Raw genomic sequence first — 17,246 nt, forward strand, 5'->3', positions numbered from 1 at the left:
GGCATCACGCGTGACTGAAGGGGCATCACGCGTGATTGGAGGGTCGACACGGGGTCAGGTGAGGGTGGCGCGGAGGGCGAGGATCATCTCGAAGCGGTCGTCCGGGTCGCGCAGGTGGTCCGCGAAGAGGGTTTCCAGCTCCTGAGCCCGGGCTCGGACCGTCTGGGGGTGGATCGCCAGGCGGTCGGCGACCTCGCGGACGTTGCCGCACGTCTCGAGCCAGGCCAGCAGCGTGCCGGCCAGGCGGCTGTACTGCTTCGGGGTCAACGCCGTCAGCGGGGCCAGCCGGCGCCGGGACACCTCCGTCGCGAGGAACGGGTCCTTGCGCAGCCAAAGTGTCGCAAGGTGGTCTTCGCACCAGGTCAGCGGCTCGTCCGGGAGGACGTCCGGCACCAGGCGCAGCGCTTCCTGGGCCGTCGCGAGGGAACGCGCCGCCTGGCGCGGGGGCACCGGTGGGCCGACCGCGGCCCGGTGGCCCGCCAGCGCCGCCGTCAGCGCGGCGCGGTCCGCCGGCGCGGGCAGCAGCAGCCGCGGGGTGCCGTCTTCGAGGTCCTCCAGCGCGTCCAGCCCGGTGACGTCGGCCGGCCCGTCGAGGGTCACCGCGACCAGCCGGTGCGGCAACGGCCAGTCCGCCGCCGTCGCGGCTTCCTGCACCGTCCGGGACGGGGACGGCGGGTCCGCGAGCAGCAGGTCGAGCAGCCGCCGCCGGCGCCGTTCCCGCGCGCCGGCCGCGCGGGCCTGCGCGGCCGCGTGCCCTTCGATCGACAACGCCGAGAGCTCGTCGATGTAGGCGAAGATCGCCTCGGCGAGCAGGCACAACGTCGCCGACGGCACACCGGCGCGCGTGCCCACCTCGGCCATCCGCCGCCAGGTGACGCGCGCGCCGATACGGTAGGCCGCCTGCAGGACGTCGAGGTTGCGGCCCTGCGCCAGCTCGTGGACGCCGAGCCCGACGAACACCCGCCGCCGCTCGTCCGACACCGTGCCCGCCGCCGCGATCCGGTCGATGAACTGCAGGATCGCCGCCTGCACCCCGGCCCGCAGCGCCTTGCCGAACGCGCCGTCGAGCGGGCGGGCGTAGTCCGGGATGGTCCGCTGGATCTCGCGCAGCACCTCGTCGGCGACGTCCAGCATGCGCGGCCGGAACACCGCGGCCAGCTCGCGGGGGAGCAGGGTCCACAGCTGTCCCGGCCGGCCGTCGCCGCTGAGCATCGGCCCGAAGGCCGATTCGACGGGCGGTCCCGTCATCGCCCACCTCATCGTCGAAGGGGAGTTTCAGGAACCGAGCAGAGCCTCCGCGCGCAGCGCGATCTCCATGTCGAGCCGGTCGTCGGCGTTGTTGAGCCGGTCGCCGAACAGGTCGATGAGCTGGTGCATGCGGTAGCGCACGGTCTGCGGATGCACCTTGAGCTTCTTCGCGATCTCGGGTGCGCTGCCGCGGGACTGCAGCCAGATCAGCAGCGTCTCGCCGAGCCGCGCGCGCTGCTTCGGCGTGAGGTCGTTGAACGGCTCCAGGCTGCGTGAGCACAGTTCGCGGACCAGGAACTCGTCGGCGAGCAGCCACAGCGTGGACAGGTGGTCGGTGCAGCGGGTCACCGGCGCGTCGGGCAGCACCCCGCGCTGGACGAGCTTCAACGTCCGCCGCGCCCACAGCAGCGACCGCGGCGCGTCGGTGAGCCGCACGGTGGGGCCGATCACCGCGCGCCAGCCGCCCAGCCGCTCGGTGAGGTTCTTCAGGTGCTTGTCCGGGTCGCCGGTGACCAGGCACGGCTCGCCGCCCTCGAGGTCGACGAGGACGTCCGAATGCAGGTCGGGTGCGGCGAGGCTGTGCTGGTCGGCGCGGGGTTCGAGGGCGACGACGGTGACCTCGGGCGGCAGCGCCCACTGCGCGGTGGCGGCCTGGGCGGTGATGGTCTGCGGCGCGGACGGCGGGTCGGCGAGCAGCAGTTCGAGCAGCCGTCTCCGCCGCCGGGCGCGGGTGCCGGCGGCGCGGGTCTGCGCCGCCGTGTACCCCTCGATCGACAGCGCGGAGATCTCGTCGACGTAGGCGAAGATGGCCTCGGCGCTGGTGCACAGCGTGTCTGCGGACACGCCCGTGGCCTGCCCGAACTCCGAGATGTGCCGCCACGCGACCCGCCCGCCGACGCGGTACGCCGTCTGCAGGCAGTCGAGGCTGCGGGCCTCGTTGAACTCGATCTTGCCGAGGTTGCGGAACACGGTCGTCCACGTCTCGAGCGGCACGGCGCCGGGGGTGCCGACACTGTCGAGGCACTGGATGATCGCCTGCCGGACACCCTGCGTGATGATGTGCCCGAACGCGCCTTCGAGGGGCTGGCGGTACTCGGGCACCGCCCGCTGGACCTCCTGGAGGATGGCGCGGGCGAGCGGGTCGACCCGCGGCTTGAAGCGGATCGCCAGCTCGCGGGGCAGGGACGCCCACAGTCCGATGGCGCCGGAGGCGCGCACGGGCCGGGGTTCGGCCGGGGTCCGCGGCGCGGGTGGGTAGGGATGCCGGACCCGGTCGGCCGACACGGACTGCTGCCGGTAGGCCGGTCCGGAAGAGCGCTCGCCGGGGTTGGGCCGTCCCGCGCGCAGGGCGGGGCCGGCGAACCCGGTGTCCACGTCGGTCATGTGTTTTATCCTTGCTGGCAACAAAACTGGCCTCTTCGTCGTCGAAGCCGGTCCGGATTTTGTGGCTCAGGCAACATAATTTCGCGCGAACGGCACTGTCAACGGGTTCTCCGCTGACTTCGGGGTAACCCGTCCGGACTACACCCGAACGGGTGGAACGGCGCGGCGCGAGGTGACACTTCCGCCGGGGGCGCATGGTGCGCGGATGACAACTTTTCAGGCGGGCGTTTTCCCGCCCGTCGCGGCCGTCAGCCGGGCGACGACGTCGTCGAGGGTCAGCCGCACGGGCTCCGTCCCCGTGACGAACTCGTTCAGCAGCAGGCAGAACCCGTCCGGGTCGGCCACATGTGGAAAGTGTTTCGCGTTTTCCCGCACGGTCAATCGGCTGTTCGGCAGCAGTTCGGCGGTCCGGCGCCCGTGCCGCACCGGGATGAGCGGGTCGCGCGCGCCCCAGACCAGCAGCATCGGCACCGCTTCGGCCAGGTAGAGCTTCTCCACGGCGCTCGCGCGCTGGCCGCGCAGGTCGATGAGGCTGCGGGCGATGAAGAGGAACGCCCGCCGCCGCGCGGGGTCGGCCAGCGAGCCGAAATGCCGCGCCAGCTCGCGGTTTTCCGCCTCGAGCGACCCGCCGAGCCGCCGGCCGAGCCGGGCCGCCGCCCGCGCGAGGGCGAGCGTCACCCGGTTCACCGCCAGGGCCAGGACGGCGGGCGCGCCCGGCAGCGCGGCGGCCCGCAGCACCGGGCTCACCTCCGGGCCGAGCCCGGCGCTGCCGACCAGCACCAGCCGGTCGCACATTTCCGGGAACTGGTAGGCGAACTGCATCGCGATCCCGCCGCCGAGGGAGTGGCCGACGATCGTCGCGTGCCGGATGCCGGACACCGCCAGCAGATCCCGCACGGTGCTCGCCATCGCGCCGAGGCCGTAGTCCGCCCGCGGCGCTTCCGATTCGCCGTGGCCGGGCAGATCCGGCGCGAGAACACGTTTGCCGAGCGTGCCACACCGGTCCAGCACCGGCGCCCACGTGCGTGCGCTGCCCGCGATCCCGTGCAGCAGCACGATCGCTTCGTCGCGCGGAGCCGTCGCGGGATCGTGCTCGTGCAGCCGGACGCGCCGGCCGTGGAGGGTGCGGGTGTAGGTCTCGAAGGTCATCGGCCACCTTTCTCGCGGACCGAAAATAGGGCATCCGACCACTCGCGCCGGATGTGTTAGCGCTACCGCGTCGAAATCCGCGCCGGGCATGACAAGAACGGCCGCCGAAAGGCGGTCCCGCGTACGGGGTTTCGCGGGGGTGCCGGTAATGCGTATCGACATTCCGCTGGTATCCGGGTATTCCTCGGACATGGCCGTTATGACGCACCGGGCGCGCTGATGTCCTGCCGCGCGAGTTTCTTTTCCGGCGAGCCCGGTCCGGCGCGACGGGCGGGCCGGCCGTGGCGGCGGGTGCTGCCGGTGCCGATGAGCCGGCTGGCCGCCGGGCCGCCGCGCCGCTCAGCCGTCCGTGGGCCGGTGCGCGCGCATGAGCCGCTGGGCGCGCAGGGCGAGCTGCATGCCGAGGCGGTCGTCGGCGTCCTTGAGCCGGTCGCCGAACAGCTCCTCCAGCTGCCGCAGCCGGTTGCGCACGGTCTGCGGGTGGACGCCGAGGCGCTGCGCGATCTCGGGCGCCCCGCCGCGCGTCTCCAGCCAGGCCAGCAGTGTCTCGCTGAGCCGCTCGCGCTGCTTCTCGCCGAGCGAGGCGAACGGGTCGAGGCTTTGGCGGGCGAGCTCGGCGGCCAGGAAGTCCTCGGCGAGCAGCCAGAGCGTCGCGAGGTGGTCGCGGCACCAGATGACCGGGCCGGTGTCCGGGCCGGAGAGCAGCAGCGCCCGCCGGGCGGTGCGCAGCGCGGCGGGGGCGTCGGCCAGCGGCACGGTCGGTGACACCGCGGCCCGCCAGCCGCCCAGCTTGGGCTCCAGCGGCGTGAGGTCGGCGTCGGGATCGCGGGTCAGCAGGTGCGGCTCGGCGCTCTCGAGGTCGGCCAGGACGCCGTCGCCGAGCAGGTCGGCGGGGAAGTCGCCGGCGTCGGGCCCGCGTTCGAGGGCGACCATCGCGGCGGTCTCCGGCAGCGGCCAGCCCGCGCCGCCGGCCAGCCCGGCGATGCTGCTCGCGGCGCCCTCCGGGCCCTGGACGATCAGCTCCAGCAGGCGCCGCCGCCGGACCGGGACGGCGCCCTCGGCCTCGGCCTGCGCCTGCTGGTAGCCCTCGATCGCGGTCGCGCACAGCTCGTCGACGTAGGCGAAGATCGCTTCCGCGGCGACCGAGATGACGGCCGGGTCCACCCCCGCGGCGACCACCCCGGGGTGCATCGCCCGCCAGGCGACCCGGGCCCCGATCGTGGCGCTGTCCTGCAGCGCGTCGAGGTCACGGCCCTCGGTGAACTCGATCCGGCCGCGACCGCGGTAGAACTCGACCCAGTGGTCGTGGGACAGGCCGGGCTCGCCCATCGAGTCGACGCAGTGCCGCACCGCGTACTCGACGCTCTTGACCAGCACCTTCCCGAAGACGCCGGTGAGCGGCCTGCCGTAGGCGGGGACCGTGCGCCGGACCTCCTGGATCATCGAAGCCGCGGCGTGCCCGACGTGCGGGCGCAGGCCCGCGCCCAGCGCGCGCGGCAGCGAGGCCAGCAGGCGGAAGCTGCGGTACTCGACCACGAATCCCCCTTCGCGTTCTCGTCCGGGCGGGAGCAGAGCGTATCCGAAGCACGTGTCACTGAAAAATCAACGACGAGTTCCCTGAAAGAGTGACGCGAACACAAACTTTTGACACGGACGGGTGCGCGTTCTACCCTCCGTGTCAGATGGCGGGGAAAATTCTGGACGCCAATTCCCGAGTGGAGGACCGAATTCCCCATGCGCGGTTCCGCTGCTTCGGACGGCTCCGTCTGGTCCCGGCTGCCCCACGAGCTCGGTGACGCGGTGCGCCCGCGCATCCCCGAGATCGCCCGGGCCTGCGTCGACGGCATCGCCACCGAGATTCCGGAATATTCCCGGAGTTTCGGCCACGGCCCCGAGCGGGTCGCCGCGATCGAGCAGGCGCGGCGCGGGATCGAGCGCGACATCGACCGCGTCGGCACCCCCGCGATGTGGCAGGCCGACCGGCTGGCCGAGTTCCGCGGCCACGGGCGCGAGGCGTTCCACAATGGTCTCAGCCGCGAAGCCGTGCAGGCGGCGGTGCGCGTGTCGAGCCGGGTGACGTGGCGCTGGATCGCCGACATCGCGCGGGAAGCGCGCCTGTCCGGCGACGTCCTCTACGGCGCGGCGGAAGGGATGTTCGCCGACGTCGAGACGTCGATGGCGGCGGTCGCCGAGGGCTACCGCGCGGCCGAAGCGGCGATGTCCGGCACGGGCGAGCGCCACCGCCGTCTCCTGCGCGCGCTCCTCGGCGGCCGCACACCGGCCGAAGTGGACGGTCTGGTCGCGGCGTCCGGGCTCCCGGTGCCCTCGCACGTGGCCGCGGTGGCGTTCCGGGCGTTGCCGGGCGCCCCGGAGTTCCCGCCGGACCTGCTGCCCGAGCACGTCCCGGCCGACCCGGCGGGCGATCCCCCGGCCGCGCTGACCCCGGCCCCGGACCCGGACCTGACAGGGTTGCGCGACCTCCCGGCCGGCTGGACGGCGGCGGTCGGCCCGCTGGTCCCGCTGGCCCAGGCCCCGGAGTCGTTCCGCATCGCCCGCCGCGCGGCCGACCTGGCGGCGCGCGGCCTGCTGGACGTCCCGGGTCCGGTGGTGTGGTGCCGCGACCACGTGACCACGCTCTTGCTGCTGGCGGACGAGTTCCTGGCGGCGCAGCTGGCTGCGACGACGCTGGCTCCGCTGACGGGGTTGCCGGAGCGGCGGCGGGAGCAGCTGGCGGAGACGTTGCTGGCGCTGGTGCAGACCCGCGGCAGCGCGCCGGAGCTGGGGCGGATGCTGGAGCTCCACCCGCAGACGATCCGGGCCCGGCTGAAGAAGCTGGCCGAGCTGTTCGGGGCGCGGCTGGACGACCCGGGGGAGCGGCTGCGGCTGGAGCTGGCGTTGCTGGCGGAGCGCGCGCTGCCCGGGCGCGACTGAGGCGGACGCCGAGTGGACCGGTCCACCCGCGTCGGATTGGCCCTGGGAGAGGGGCCAATCCCGCCTTAAGCTGCCCCGCATGACCGGACTGCTCACCGAGCGCCTGCGGCAGGCCTCCGACAACGCCATCGCGATGTGGACCACCCTGGCCCGCGCCCGGGGTGACGCCGTTGTCGACGAACCCGCCTTCACCGTCATCGACGGACGGCGGTTCCGGATCATGCTGCGGACCCCGGCGCCGGCCGAAGCGGACAAGGGCCGGCTCGCCGAGCTCGCCCGGGACCGGGTGAACGACGGCCGGACCGTTGTCGTCGAGGATCCGTTCCGCGTGCTCGACCTCAGTGCCGGGATGACCGCCGGGCAGCTGCCCGTCATGGCGCGGGAACCCGCGCCGGTTCCCGAGGCGGCGGAAGTCCGCCGGGTCGAGTCGGACGCCGAGCTGGCCAGGGCCGAGGACATCGTCGTGCACGGCTTTCCGCTGGAGGAGTACCAGCCGCTGGCTCGGGCGACCGTCTTCCCGCCCGCGCTCCGGGAGCAGCACAGCCTCGAATTCTTCCTCCACGGCGACGCCGGCGCCTGCCTCACCATGGCCTACGGCGGGGTCGGCGGCGTTTACTGGGTCACCACAAAACCCGAGCACCGGTCGCAGGGCATCGGGCGCGCGCTGACGCACGCCGTTCTACGGCACTTCGACGACCTGCCCGTCACGCTGAGCGCGTCCCGGGCCGGCCGGCCGCTCTACGAGAAGCTCGGCTTCGTCAGCCTCGGCGACGCGAACTGGTGGCGTTAGCGGGAACACCCACCGCCGGTAGCCGAACCAGCGGAACGCCGTGCCGCCCAGCGTGCCCAGCACCATGCCCGCGACGAAGTCCGCGATCTCCTGCGCGAGGTAGCTCACCTGTGGCTCCGCGAGGTGCAGCACGTACCGCGACACCAGCGGCGGCACCAGGTTGACGGCCACCGCGCCCGCGTTGACCGCGAAGAACAACACCGCTTCCCGGACCCGGCGGTGCCCGCCGCGGCCGGCGAACGACCAGCGCCGGGAGAGCAGGTACGCGAACGCCGTCGAGGCCACCGTGGCAAGGAAAAGCGCGGTTACCGGTTTCTCACGGAACACGGTGAGCTTCAGGCTGTAGTCGCCCAGTAGGGTGACCCCGTACGCGGCCAGGCCGACGATGGCGAAGCGGAGCAGCTCTCGCGGCTGGGGCATGGTTCCTCCAGGTGACGCCGACAGGGTGGAGGTCTTTCGATGGCACGCACGGGCGGTGAGGGTGAGCTCCCCTCGGTCGCCGAACTGGTGAACCTCTCGCAGACGAAGCCGCTGATGATCCGCGGCGACCTCGACGCGATGCTCACCGCGGAACCCGCGCCCGATCCGACGCCCGACCCCAAGCCCGACCCGCTGGCCGTCCTCGACGCCGAGCTGAACGCGCCGGAACCCGAAGCCGACCGTCCGCTGGACGCGCCGCCGGCCGGGTCGCGCCGCACGAAGCCGTACGTGCTCGCCGCCGGCGGGGCCGTCGCGCTGGGGCTGGCCGCCGTGGTGCTGTTCCAGCCGCACCAGGTCGGCGGGACCGCCGTGCCGCCGCCGGGCGCGACCGCTCCGGCGCCGCCGACCTCCAGCGAGGCGGTCGAGACGATGAGCGCCTCGGCCAGCGCGCCGCCGCTCACCGCCGAGGTGCACGACTCGCCGGTGCACACCACGACCAGCGCGCCGGCCGCCGCCGCGGGACGCAAACCCGCGCGCCCCACGACGTCGGCGCCCCCGGCGCAGGACCAGTGGCAGGAGTACGTGAGCTCGGTCGTCAGCTCGTGGCAGCAGCAGCACCCGCACGGCAGGCCGAACCGCTGATCAGCAGCTCGACGTCGCCGGCTTCCCGGCGATCCGGTCCTTGACGAAGGCCAGGACGTCGGCGTTGCCGGTGTAGACCAGCGTGATGTGGTCGGTGTCGTAGGTCTTCCACGTCTCCTGGACCCCGGCCGCGCAGTACGCCTTGTGCAGCGCGTCGGCCTGCGCGAACTGCACCAGCTGGTCGCCGGTGGCGTGGTACTGGAACACCGGCACGCGCGGCGGGTGGCCGCCGAGCTTGTTCTCGGTCAGCCGCGCCACCCACGCGGGCTGGATGTAGCCCGGGCTGGTCGTGTAGTCCGCGATCTTCTGGTTCGCGTAGGTCGTGAGCAGCTCGAACGTGCACGCGCTCTGCCGCATCTCGGCGAGCTTCGCGCGGCCGTTTTCGCTGAGGAACGAGTCGAGCTTCAGCTCCGGGTAGGCCTGGTCGAGGCCGAGCAGGGCGTAGGCGAACACGCCGAACCCGAACTTGCCGTCGAGCTGGAGGGTCACCTGGACGAGGTCGGCCGGCACCCCGCCGGCCGCGATCCCGACGAGGTTCAGTTCCGGCGCGTACGTCGGCTGCAGCTCGCCGGCCCACGCGGCCGCGCCGCCGCCCTGGGAGTACCCGCGGAAGACCACCTTCGACGTCGCCGAGAGCCCGGCCGCCGCGAGCCGCTGGGCCGCGCGGACCCCGTCGATCACCGCGGGGCCTTCCGAGCGGCCCACGACGTACGTCGTCTTCGGGTCGCTTTGGTACCCCTCGTAGTCCGGGACGGTGACCGCGTACCCCGCGTCGAGCAGGTCGTCGAGGCCCGGCTGCTCGTAGAACGCGCCGATGTCGATCATCTTCGACGGGGTGCAGCCGAACGCCGGGCCGTGCGTGCCAGGGTCGAACGAGACGATCGGCGCGCTCGCGCGGTCGGCGTTCTTCGGCACGAGCACGGTGCCGGTGACCGCGTCCGGCTGCCCGAGCGCGTTCGTCGACAGGTACATCACCTGCCACGCGTCGACGGATGCCTTGCGCGGCCCCGCGTTCGACGGCCGCCAGCGGAGGACGTCGCCGGGCTTTCCCGCGGGCAGCGGGGACGGCGGGGTGTAGAACGCGTCGCCGGACGGGCCGGGCGCCGGGTCCGCGTCCGCCGAAGCCGCCGGGGCGAGTGCTGCCGTGACGACCAGCGCGACGAGCAGGGCGAGCGCGCGCCGCGTCACGAGCCGGTCCCGTAGACCCGCTTGCAGGTGGCGGACTCGCCGAAGGCCAGGTTCAGCTCGGGGTTCGCCTTGAGCTCCTTGATCGGGCCTTCCGGATCGGAGAGCTGCCCCATCGTCGTGTCGGCCTCGGAGATGACCCGGCGCAGGCTGGGCTGGTCGGTCACCTTCGCCTGCTCCATCTTGGTCTTCGTCTCGGACAGCTTCGTCTTCGTCTCGGTGAGGTTGCCCGTCGCCTTGTCCACGGCGGACTGTCCATCCGGGACGGGCGGGACGCCGGCCGTGCGGAGGCCGCCCGCCATGTCGTCGAGGGCCGCGCCCAGCCGGCCGAGGAAGTCGACCATCGCGTCCCGGGTCTTCACCGGGTCGGCGTCGTCGACGGCCGGCGGCTGCGAGAGCTTCGCCGAGCCCGCGGCCACCCCGGTGCACACCTTGTCGACCCAGGCGAGCGCCGCCGGGTCGGCGTGCCGGCCCGGGTCGGCCGGGGCGTCCGACGAGCAGGCGGCGCACGACAGGAGCGTGGCCGCCGCCATTACGAGCACCGCGCTGTGCATTCTTTTCATGGGTTTCGAAGCTACGCGGCGCGGTTGTGCGCGAGCAAGAAGAGAATGGCCGGTTGGCACGCGCGTCAACATTCCACGGCGGGGATTTGTCACGTGCGTCAGCGGTTCGCCGATGGCGCTGTGCTGGGGAAACCTTCCTCCGCCTGCTAGGAACCCGAGCCGGGTGACGCGCCGGGGTGACAATTTGCCGCCGGGGCGTGACGTTTTCACCAAAAGCCCTTGATTGCCGCAGCGGGCGCTCGTTAGCTTACGTTCGGTCGCGATTTTCGAGAATGTGCGCGCCGTTTCGTATCACTGTTGATACACGGAAGGACCATCGTGAATCACCCTAGAGGCAAGAAGAAGACGGTCGCGGCCGCCGCGGCCACGGCCGCGGTGGGGCTGGTCGCCACCGCGCTGGTGCTCGGGGCGCAGACCAGTGCCGCCGACCCGATCTCGCTGACCCTCAACTACCACTGCACCCTCCCGCTGGTGGGTTCGCAGTCGCTGAAGGTGGTGATCAACACCGACCTGCCGACCACGGTGAACACCGGCCAGCCGACCGGCGCGTTCGACATCAAGGCCGTGTCCACCATCAACGCGGACACCGTCGCCGGCCTGAGCCTGATCGGCGCCACGACGATCGAGGGCACCGCGACCGTCGCCGCGACCGTCGCCGCGCCGAGCCTCAACCTGCCGGTGAACGTCCCGATCACGCTGGACAAGACGAACATCCCGGCGTCGGGCGAGCTGAACATCAACGCTTCGGGCAAGACCCCGTCGCTGACGTTCACCCAGCCCGGCCAGGCGAAGATCACCGTCGGCGACCTGCAGCTCAAGGTCACCCCGCGCAAGGCCGACGGCTCGGTCACCGGCATCACCCCGGACGGCACGATCGACGCGCCCTGCACGCAGGACGCCGGCCAGAACAACACCCTGGCCACGATCACGATCGCCGGCGGGGGCGGCACGACCCCGCCCACGACGACCCCGCCGACGACCACACCCCCGACCACCACGCCGCCGACGACCAACCCGCCCACCACGACCCCGCCGGGCGGGGGCATCAAGTACTCCTTCGGCATCACCGGGTCGACGTCGCTGAAGTCGCTCGGCAGCACCGCGCCGATCACCGGCTCGTTCGACGCCGACGTGGACCTCGCGGCGAAGAAGTTCACCGGCAACCTGCAGCTCAACCCGACGCACACCGACTTCAAGCTGTTCGGGTTCCTGCAGGGCAGCTCGGACGTCAAGGTCGTGCAGAACGGCCCGCAGACCGGTGAGCTGGTCGGCACCGGCTTCAAGGCGCACATCAAGTTCGACACGTTCCTCACCACGGTGAACCTGTTCGGCATCCCGATCAGCACCGACCCGAAGTGCGGCACGACCACGTCGTCGACCAGCGAGATGACCACCGGCGCCGACTTCGACCTGCTCAAGGGCGGGAAGCTGGCGGGCACCTACTCGCTGTCCGCGCTGCAGAACTGCGGCCCGTTCAACGACATCGTGAGCGCGTTCGCCAAGAGTGACGGCAACACGCTGGACCTCGTGCTCGCCAAGAAGTGACCCCGACTGCCGGCCCCCGTCGCGCTGCGGCGGGGGCCGGTGCCACGCCTGGAAGGGAGTGCCCGTGCGGAAAGCCCGGTTGGTGCTCGCGGCGGGCCTCGCCTGCCTGCTGCTGCCGTTCGCCGCGCCGCCCGCGGACGCGTCGACGGCGATCGACAAGCGGCTGAGCTTCACCTGCCCGTTCCCGTTGATCGGTGAGCAGCGCCTCGACGTCGAGGTCAAGGCGACGTTCGAGGTGCCGTCCGCGCCCGGCGGCACGTTCACGACAACCGACCTCACCGTCGCGGTGACCGTGCCGGACAAGTCCACCCGCGGCCTGGCCCTGGTCGGCGCGGCGAGCATCGAAGGGACGGCGTCCGCAGGGGTGACGCTGGCCAACGGCTCGCTGACGCTGCCGCTCGCCCTGCCGCTGACGGTGGCCAAGACGGCCGTTCCGGCGTCCGGGGCGTTCACCACGCGGGCGACCGGTTCGGTGCCACCGGTGCAGCTGCCGAACGCGGGCCGCACAGCGCTGACGATCGGGGACTTCAGCACCCGACTGACCCCGAAGAAGGCCGACGGCTCGTTCACCGGGCTCGGCTCGTTCACCTCGGACTGCACGCTCGACCCGGGGCAGGACCCGGTGCTGCTGAGCTTCGACCTCGGCGGCGCGCCGCCGTCGTACGACTACGGCGTCACCGGTTCGACGCTGGTGAAGGCGCTCGGGGCGGCCGCGCCGCTCACGGGCTCGGTCACCGCCGGCCCCGCGTTCGGCGCGGTGTTCGACCGGACGCGGGCGGAGTTCAAGGTCTTCGGGTTCGTGCCCGGCGCCGCGGACCTGCGGTTCACCCCGGACGGCCCGCAGACCGGCGAGTTCGACGGCGCCGGGTTCGTCGTGCACTCGGCCTTCGCGCTGGCCCTGCCGCAGGTGACGCTCTTCGGGCTGCCGGTCGCGGACGCGGGCTGCCGCGCGAACGCGCCGATCCCGGCCGACCTCCGGACCGGAAGCGGGTTCGTGCCGGCCTCGGGCGGCCCGGTCACCGGCACGTACACGATCCCGCCGCTGACCGGCTGCGGCGCGTTCACCGCGTCGCTGAGCTCGCTGGTCCAGGGGGAGGGCAACACGTTCGCGCTGACCCTGGCCACGCGCTGAGCCGAATGCCGCCGAGCCGCCGTATCGTCCACTGTGGATGACAGGGCGGCTCGGCGGCATTTTGCGGAGTGCACCCGAACCGTTACCCACCCGGTGTCCCCCCGAATGCTATAAATCGCTACCCCGTGGGACCGGTTCCACGGGCGTAGGCGGCCGCCGCCGGTGCCGCTAGGGTGATCGTCGGAAATGTGCTGGCCCAGGCAGCCGAACGGGGAGACGCCGGTGACCGCCGCGCACGAGTCAACGTGGGACCCCGGTACCCGCCTGCGCGTGCTGCTGATCGAGGACGACGACGGCGACGCGCTGCTGGTCGAGGAGATGCTGGCGGACACGTCGGTGCCCTTCTCGCTCGAGCGCGTCGACACGCTGGCCGCCGCGCTGGCCGGGCCGCTCACCGCCGACTGCGTCGTGCTCGACCTGCAGCTGCCCGACGCCATGGGCCTGAGCGGCCTGACGAAGCTGGGCCAGCACGCGCCCGGCGTCGCGGTGGTCGTCCTGACCGGGCAGCACGACCAGGCCACCGGTGTCGCCGCGGTCGCCGCCGGTGCGCAGGACTACCTCGTCAAGGACCAGGTGGACGGGCCGCTGCTGGTCAAGGCCCTGCGCTTCGCCCGCGAACGCAAGCGCGCCGAGCACGTCGAGCAGCAGTTCCTGCAGCAGCAGCTGCTCGCCCGGGAGAACGCGCGGCTCGAACGCGGCCTGCTGCCCGTCCCGCTGCTGCGCGACCCGCACCTCGAACTGGCCTCGCGCTACCGCCCCGGCCGCAACGGCTCCCTGCTCGGCGGCGACTTCTACGACGCGATCGAGCTGGCCGACGGCGCCGTCCACGTGATGATCGGCGACGTCTGCGGCCACGGCCCGGACGAGGCCGCGCTCGGCGTCGCGCTGCGGATCGCGTGGCGCTCGCTGGTGATGGCCGGGCTGCCGATGGCCGACGTGCTGAGCATGGTCGAGCGGGTCCTGGTGCACGAGCGGATCGAGCCGCTGTTCGCGACCGTCTGCATGGTCGTGATCGCGCCGGACCGAAGATCCCTGCGCCTGTCGCTGGCCGGGCACCTGCCGCCGCTGCTGCTCACCCCCGGCGACGGGCACCTGCTCTCCGGTGAACGCCTCGGCGTCCCGCTCGGCGTGGTCGAAGGCACGAAGTGGGAGGCTCTCGACGTGCCGCTGGAACCGGGCTGGTCGCTGCTGCTGTACACCGACGGCGTGTTCGAAGGCCGCGTCGGCGCCGGGTCCGAGCGGCTCGGGCACGAGCGGATGGCGGAGATCGTGCTCGAGATCCAGCACCAGGCCGGGCTCGACGGCACCGACCTGCTGGACGAGCTGATCGCCCGCGCCGAACGGCTCAACTCCGGCCCGCTCGACGACGACGTCGCCCTCGCGCTGCTCAGCCACGACCCGGAAGGCGCGGTGTGATGAGCGCTGACGCACGCGGCTGGCCCATCCGCCGCTGGCTCACCCTGCTCGCGGTGGCCGAGGCGGTGCTGCTGCTCGCCGCCCTGGTCGGCGGCGGTGTCGCGCTGAACAACCTCACCGAAGCCCGCAACCGCCTGCTCGACGTCATCGGCGCCCAGCGGCTCGCCGCCATCCAGCTGTCGACGGCTCTGCTGAACCAGGAGACCGGGGTCCGCGGCTACCAGCTCGGCCGGCAGCCGGACTTCCTCACCCCGTACACCGACGGCGTCCGCTCGCAGGCCGACGCGGCCGCCCAGCTCAGGCAGCTCGGGGCCACCCCGGGCACCCAGATCGGCGACGACCTCGACCGCGTGCTGCGGGCCGCGTCCACCTGGCAGGCGACGGTGGCGCCGTCGATCACCCCGGCCGCGCCCGCGCCCACCGCGGCGCTCGCCGACCGCAGCCGGACCCAGTTCGACGCGGTCCGCGGCGCCCTGGACGCGCAGGCCGCGCACCTGACGGCGTTGCGCGCCGAGGGCCGGGCCGACCTCGACTCCGCGGCGAACTTCCTGACCGCGATGCTCGTCGCCGTCGGCGCCCTCGTCGTGCTGCTGTTCCTGGTGCTGTTCCTCGGTCTGCGGCAGGTCATCACGCGGCCGATCCTGCAGCTGGCCGGGCAGGTCCGGCAAGTCGCCGACCAGGACGTCCACCGCCCGGTGCACGGCAGCGGGCCGCAGGAGATCGCCCAGCTCGGCGCCGACGTCGAAGCCATGCGGCAGCGCATCCTCGACGAGGTCGCCGAGCTCGAGCGGGCGCACGCCATGCTGGACCGGCGGACGCGCGAGCTGGAGCGGTCGAACGCCGACCTGGAGCAGTTCGCGTACGTCGCTTCGCACGACCTGCAGGAGCCGCTGCGGAAGGTGGCCAGCTTCTGCCAGCTGCTGCAGAAGCGCTACCAGGGCCTGCTCGACGAGCGCGGCGAGCAGTACATCGAGTACGCCGTCGACGGCGCGAAGCGGATGCAGGTGCTGATCAACGACCTCCTGGCGTTCTCCCGGGTCGGCCGCCGCACGGGCGAGCACGTCACGGTGGACGCCGGCACGCTGGTCGACGACGCCGTCGCGAACCTCGAGGTCGCGCTTTCGCTGAGCGGCGGCAAGGTCGACCGCGGCGAGCTGCCCGAGGTCAGCGTCGAACCGGCGTTGCTGACGGCCGTGTTCCAGAACCTGGTCGGCAACGCGCTGAAGTTCAAGGGCGAGACCCCGCCGGAGGTGCGGATCACCGCGGAGCGCGACGGCGACGACTGGGTGTTCGCGGTGTCGGACAACGGGATCGGCATCGAGGCGGAGTACGCCGAACGCGTCTTCGCGCTGTTCCAGCGGCTGCACACGCGCAGCGCGTACCCGGGCACCGGCATCGGCCTGGCGATGTGCCGCCGGATCGTCGAGCACCACGGCGGCCGGATCTGGCTCGACACCGAGGCCGAGCGCACCACGTTCCGCTTCACCCTCCCGGCGACCGAGACCCTTGTGGGGACGCATGACGCAGACCGCTGACCCGATCGACATCCTGCTCGTCGAGGACGACCCCGGCGACGTCCTGATGACGCGGGAAGCCTTCGAGCACCACAAGATCCGCAACGCCCTGCACGTCGTGAGCGACGGCGTCGAGGCGCTCGAGTTCCTGAACCGCCGGGGGCGCTTCGAGACGGTGCCGCGGCCGGGGCTGATCCTGCTCGACCTCAACCTGCCCCGCAAGGACGGCCGGGAGGTGCTCGCCGAGGTCAAGGCGGACCCGGGCCTGCGCACGATCCCGGTGGTCGTGCTGACGACGTCCGAAGCCGACGAGGACATCCTGCGCAGCTACGACCTGCACGCCAACGCCTACGTCACCAAGCCGGTCGACTTCGAGAAGTTCGTCGAGGTGGTCCGGAAGATCGACGACTTCTGGGTCACCGTCGTCCAGCTCCCGCACCGGTAGCGGCGGCCCGGTGATTGGGGCACGATAAGGGACCGTGACCTCTTCCCCCCGGGATCTTCCCGCCACCGAGCTGACGGTCACGCTCGGCTGGCGGGGGCGGGCCGCGGTGCTGGCCGTGGCGGGGGAGATCGACCTGCTCAGCGCGCCCGAGTTCGAAGACGTCGTCGCGGTGGTGCTGGCCGACAAACCGGAGACCCTGGTCGTCGACCTGCGCGAGGTGACGTTCTTCTGCTCGGCGGGGCTGCAGGTGCTCGCGGCGGCGCACCGCAAGCTGGCCGAGCGCGCGCTGCGGGTGGTGAGCGACTCCGCCGTGACGTCGGGGCCGCTGAAGACCACCGGGCTCGACACGTGGATCGGCATCCACCCGACGGTCGACGAAGCGCTGGCCTCGTGACGGCCCCCGGAGAGAGGCGAGCCCCGATGCCCGAACCCGTGGGCCCGTTCCGCCGTCGCGAGGTGCAGGCCACGCCCCAGGAGCTGCGGAGACTGCGGCACGACCTGATGGCCTGGGTGCTGGCGGCGGGCGTCGAGCCGGTCCGGGCCGGCGACATCGTCCTGGCGAGCTACGAGGCACTGGCGAACGTGGCGGACCACGCGTACGACGGCGCGGGGCCGGGAATGGTCGACCTGGAGGCCGCGCTGCTGGAGGACCGCCTCGAGGTGGTGATCACCGACCACGGCCGCTGGCGCACCCCGGTCCCGGACCCCCGCCCGGTCTCCCTGCGCGGGCGCGGGCTGATGCTGCTGCGGGCGAGCGCGGACCGGGCGGATATTTCGTCGGGGGAGTCGGGCACGGTGGTCACCTTGGCCTGGGACCTGGCCCCGGTGCACCCGTCGTGAGTGGTAATTAGGGTTCTAACCCGAATTACCACTCACGACGAGC

At 72.6% G+C, this 17,246-nt stretch carries 17 protein-coding genes; 10 read left to right on the top strand and 7 right to left on the bottom strand.

Translation table 11 applies throughout. From position 1 onward, the window contains the following. Nucleotides 1-54 precede the first annotated feature (54 nt). The 4 genes from ACZ63J_RS28260 to ACZ63J_RS28275 form a co-directional block, all read right to left on the bottom strand. Nucleotides 55-1,248, bottom strand: a complete 1,194-nt coding sequence (locus ACZ63J_RS28260) for a PucR family transcriptional regulator (protein WP_465401999.1) — start codon at nt 1,246-1,248, stop codon at nt 55-57. A gap of 27 nt (nt 1,249-1,275) precedes the next feature. Further along, on the bottom strand, nt 1,276-2,466 hold the full coding sequence (locus tag ACZ63J_RS28265; RefSeq protein ID WP_465402218.1) for a PucR-like N-terminal domain-containing protein: 1,191 nt from the start codon (nt 2,464-2,466) through the stop codon (nt 1,276-1,278). 381 nt (nt 2,467-2,847) lie between these two features. Continuing rightward, nucleotides 2,848-3,780: an alpha/beta fold hydrolase gene (locus ACZ63J_RS28270; protein WP_465401997.1), complete on the bottom strand. Its 933-nt coding sequence runs from the start codon at nt 3,778-3,780 to the stop codon at nt 2,848-2,850. 339 nt (nt 3,781-4,119) lie between these two features. Next, nucleotides 4,120-5,316 (bottom strand): PucR family transcriptional regulator, encoded by a 1,197-nt coding sequence (locus tag ACZ63J_RS28275; RefSeq protein ID WP_465401996.1) that lies wholly within the window; start codon nt 5,314-5,316, stop codon nt 4,120-4,122. Nucleotides 5,317-5,514: 198 nt separating this feature from the next. On the opposite strand from ACZ63J_RS28275, the gene ACZ63J_RS28280 reads away from it, so the two are divergent. Together ACZ63J_RS28280 and ACZ63J_RS28285 are read left to right on the top strand one after the other, a co-directional pair. Continuing rightward, nucleotides 5,515-6,711 (top strand): PucR-like N-terminal domain-containing protein, encoded by a 1,197-nt coding sequence (locus ACZ63J_RS28280; protein WP_465401994.1) that lies wholly within the window; start codon nt 5,515-5,517, stop codon nt 6,709-6,711. A 79-nt stretch (nt 6,712-6,790) separates the two neighbouring features. Further along, nucleotides 6,791-7,501, top strand: a complete 711-nt coding sequence (locus ACZ63J_RS28285) for a GNAT family N-acetyltransferase (protein ID WP_465401992.1) — start codon at nt 6,791-6,793, stop codon at nt 7,499-7,501. On the opposite strand, the gene ACZ63J_RS28290 is transcribed toward ACZ63J_RS28285, so the two are convergent. Further along, entirely contained in the window at nt 7,391-7,921 is a 531-nt protein-coding gene (locus ACZ63J_RS28290; protein ID WP_465401990.1) for a GtrA family protein, read from the bottom strand. The two genes, ACZ63J_RS28285 and ACZ63J_RS28290, sit on opposite strands and share 111 nt — an antisense overlap. 39 nt (nt 7,922-7,960) lie before the next feature. On the opposite strand from ACZ63J_RS28290, the gene ACZ63J_RS28295 reads away from it, so the two are divergent. Continuing rightward, nucleotides 7,961-8,563, top strand: coding sequence for a hypothetical protein (locus ACZ63J_RS28295; protein WP_465401988.1), 603 nt, complete (start codon nt 7,961-7,963; stop codon nt 8,561-8,563). On the opposite strand, the gene ACZ63J_RS28300 is transcribed toward ACZ63J_RS28295, so the two are convergent. Then, a complete protein-coding gene (locus ACZ63J_RS28300) occupies nt 8,564-9,751 on the bottom strand; it encodes a lipase family protein (RefSeq protein ID WP_465401986.1) in 1,188 nt (395 codons plus the stop codon). Continuing rightward, nucleotides 9,748-10,311, bottom strand: a complete 564-nt coding sequence (locus tag ACZ63J_RS28305) for a hypothetical protein (protein WP_465401984.1) — start codon at nt 10,309-10,311, stop codon at nt 9,748-9,750. Before ACZ63J_RS28305 ends, ACZ63J_RS28300 begins: the two co-directional genes overlap by 4 nt. 318 nt (nt 10,312-10,629) lie before the next feature. Between ACZ63J_RS28305 and ACZ63J_RS28310 the strand changes: the two genes are divergently transcribed. The 7 genes from ACZ63J_RS28310 to ACZ63J_RS28340 all read left to right on the top strand — a co-directional run bounded on the left by ACZ63J_RS28310 (nt 10,630) and on the right by ACZ63J_RS28340 (nt 17,203). Beyond that, complete coding sequence (locus ACZ63J_RS28310; RefSeq protein ID WP_465439668.1) at nt 10,630-11,856, top strand: DUF6801 domain-containing protein; 1,227 nt, start codon at nt 10,630-10,632, stop codon at nt 11,854-11,856. A gap of 64 nt (nt 11,857-11,920) precedes the next feature. Beyond that, a complete protein-coding gene (locus tag ACZ63J_RS28315; RefSeq protein WP_465401981.1) occupies nt 11,921-12,988 on the top strand; it encodes a DUF6801 domain-containing protein in 1,068 nt (355 codons plus the stop codon). 222 nt (nt 12,989-13,210) lie between these two features. Further along, the gene (locus ACZ63J_RS28320) at nt 13,211-14,404 is read left to right on the top strand and encodes a PP2C family protein-serine/threonine phosphatase (RefSeq protein ID WP_465401979.1); all 1,194 of its coding nucleotides are present in this window, start codon (nt 13,211-13,213) and stop codon (nt 14,402-14,404) included. Then, a complete protein-coding gene (locus tag ACZ63J_RS28325; protein WP_465401977.1) occupies nt 14,404-15,939 on the top strand; it encodes a sensor histidine kinase in 1,536 nt (511 codons plus the stop codon). Before ACZ63J_RS28320 ends, ACZ63J_RS28325 begins: the two co-directional genes overlap by 1 nt. Then, on the top strand, nt 15,923-16,363 hold the full coding sequence (locus tag ACZ63J_RS28330; RefSeq protein ID WP_465303295.1) for a response regulator: 441 nt from the start codon (nt 15,923-15,925) through the stop codon (nt 16,361-16,363). The genes ACZ63J_RS28325 and ACZ63J_RS28330 overlap by 17 nt, the downstream gene beginning before the upstream one ends. 34 nt (nt 16,364-16,397) lie before the next feature. Further along, nucleotides 16,398-16,757 carry an STAS domain-containing protein gene (locus tag ACZ63J_RS28335; RefSeq protein ID WP_465401975.1) on the top strand — a complete coding sequence of 120 codons (360 nt, stop codon included), beginning with the start codon at nt 16,398-16,400 and terminating at the stop codon, nt 16,755-16,757. Between the two features lie 26 nt (nt 16,758-16,783). Further along, nucleotides 16,784-17,203 carry an ATP-binding protein gene (locus ACZ63J_RS28340; protein ID WP_465401973.1) on the top strand — a complete coding sequence of 140 codons (420 nt, stop codon included), beginning with the start codon at nt 16,784-16,786 and terminating at the stop codon, nt 17,201-17,203. The last annotated feature ends 43 nt before the right edge of the window (nt 17,204-17,246 follow it).

This window comes from Amycolatopsis sp. NPDC104863, assembly GCF_055582965.1.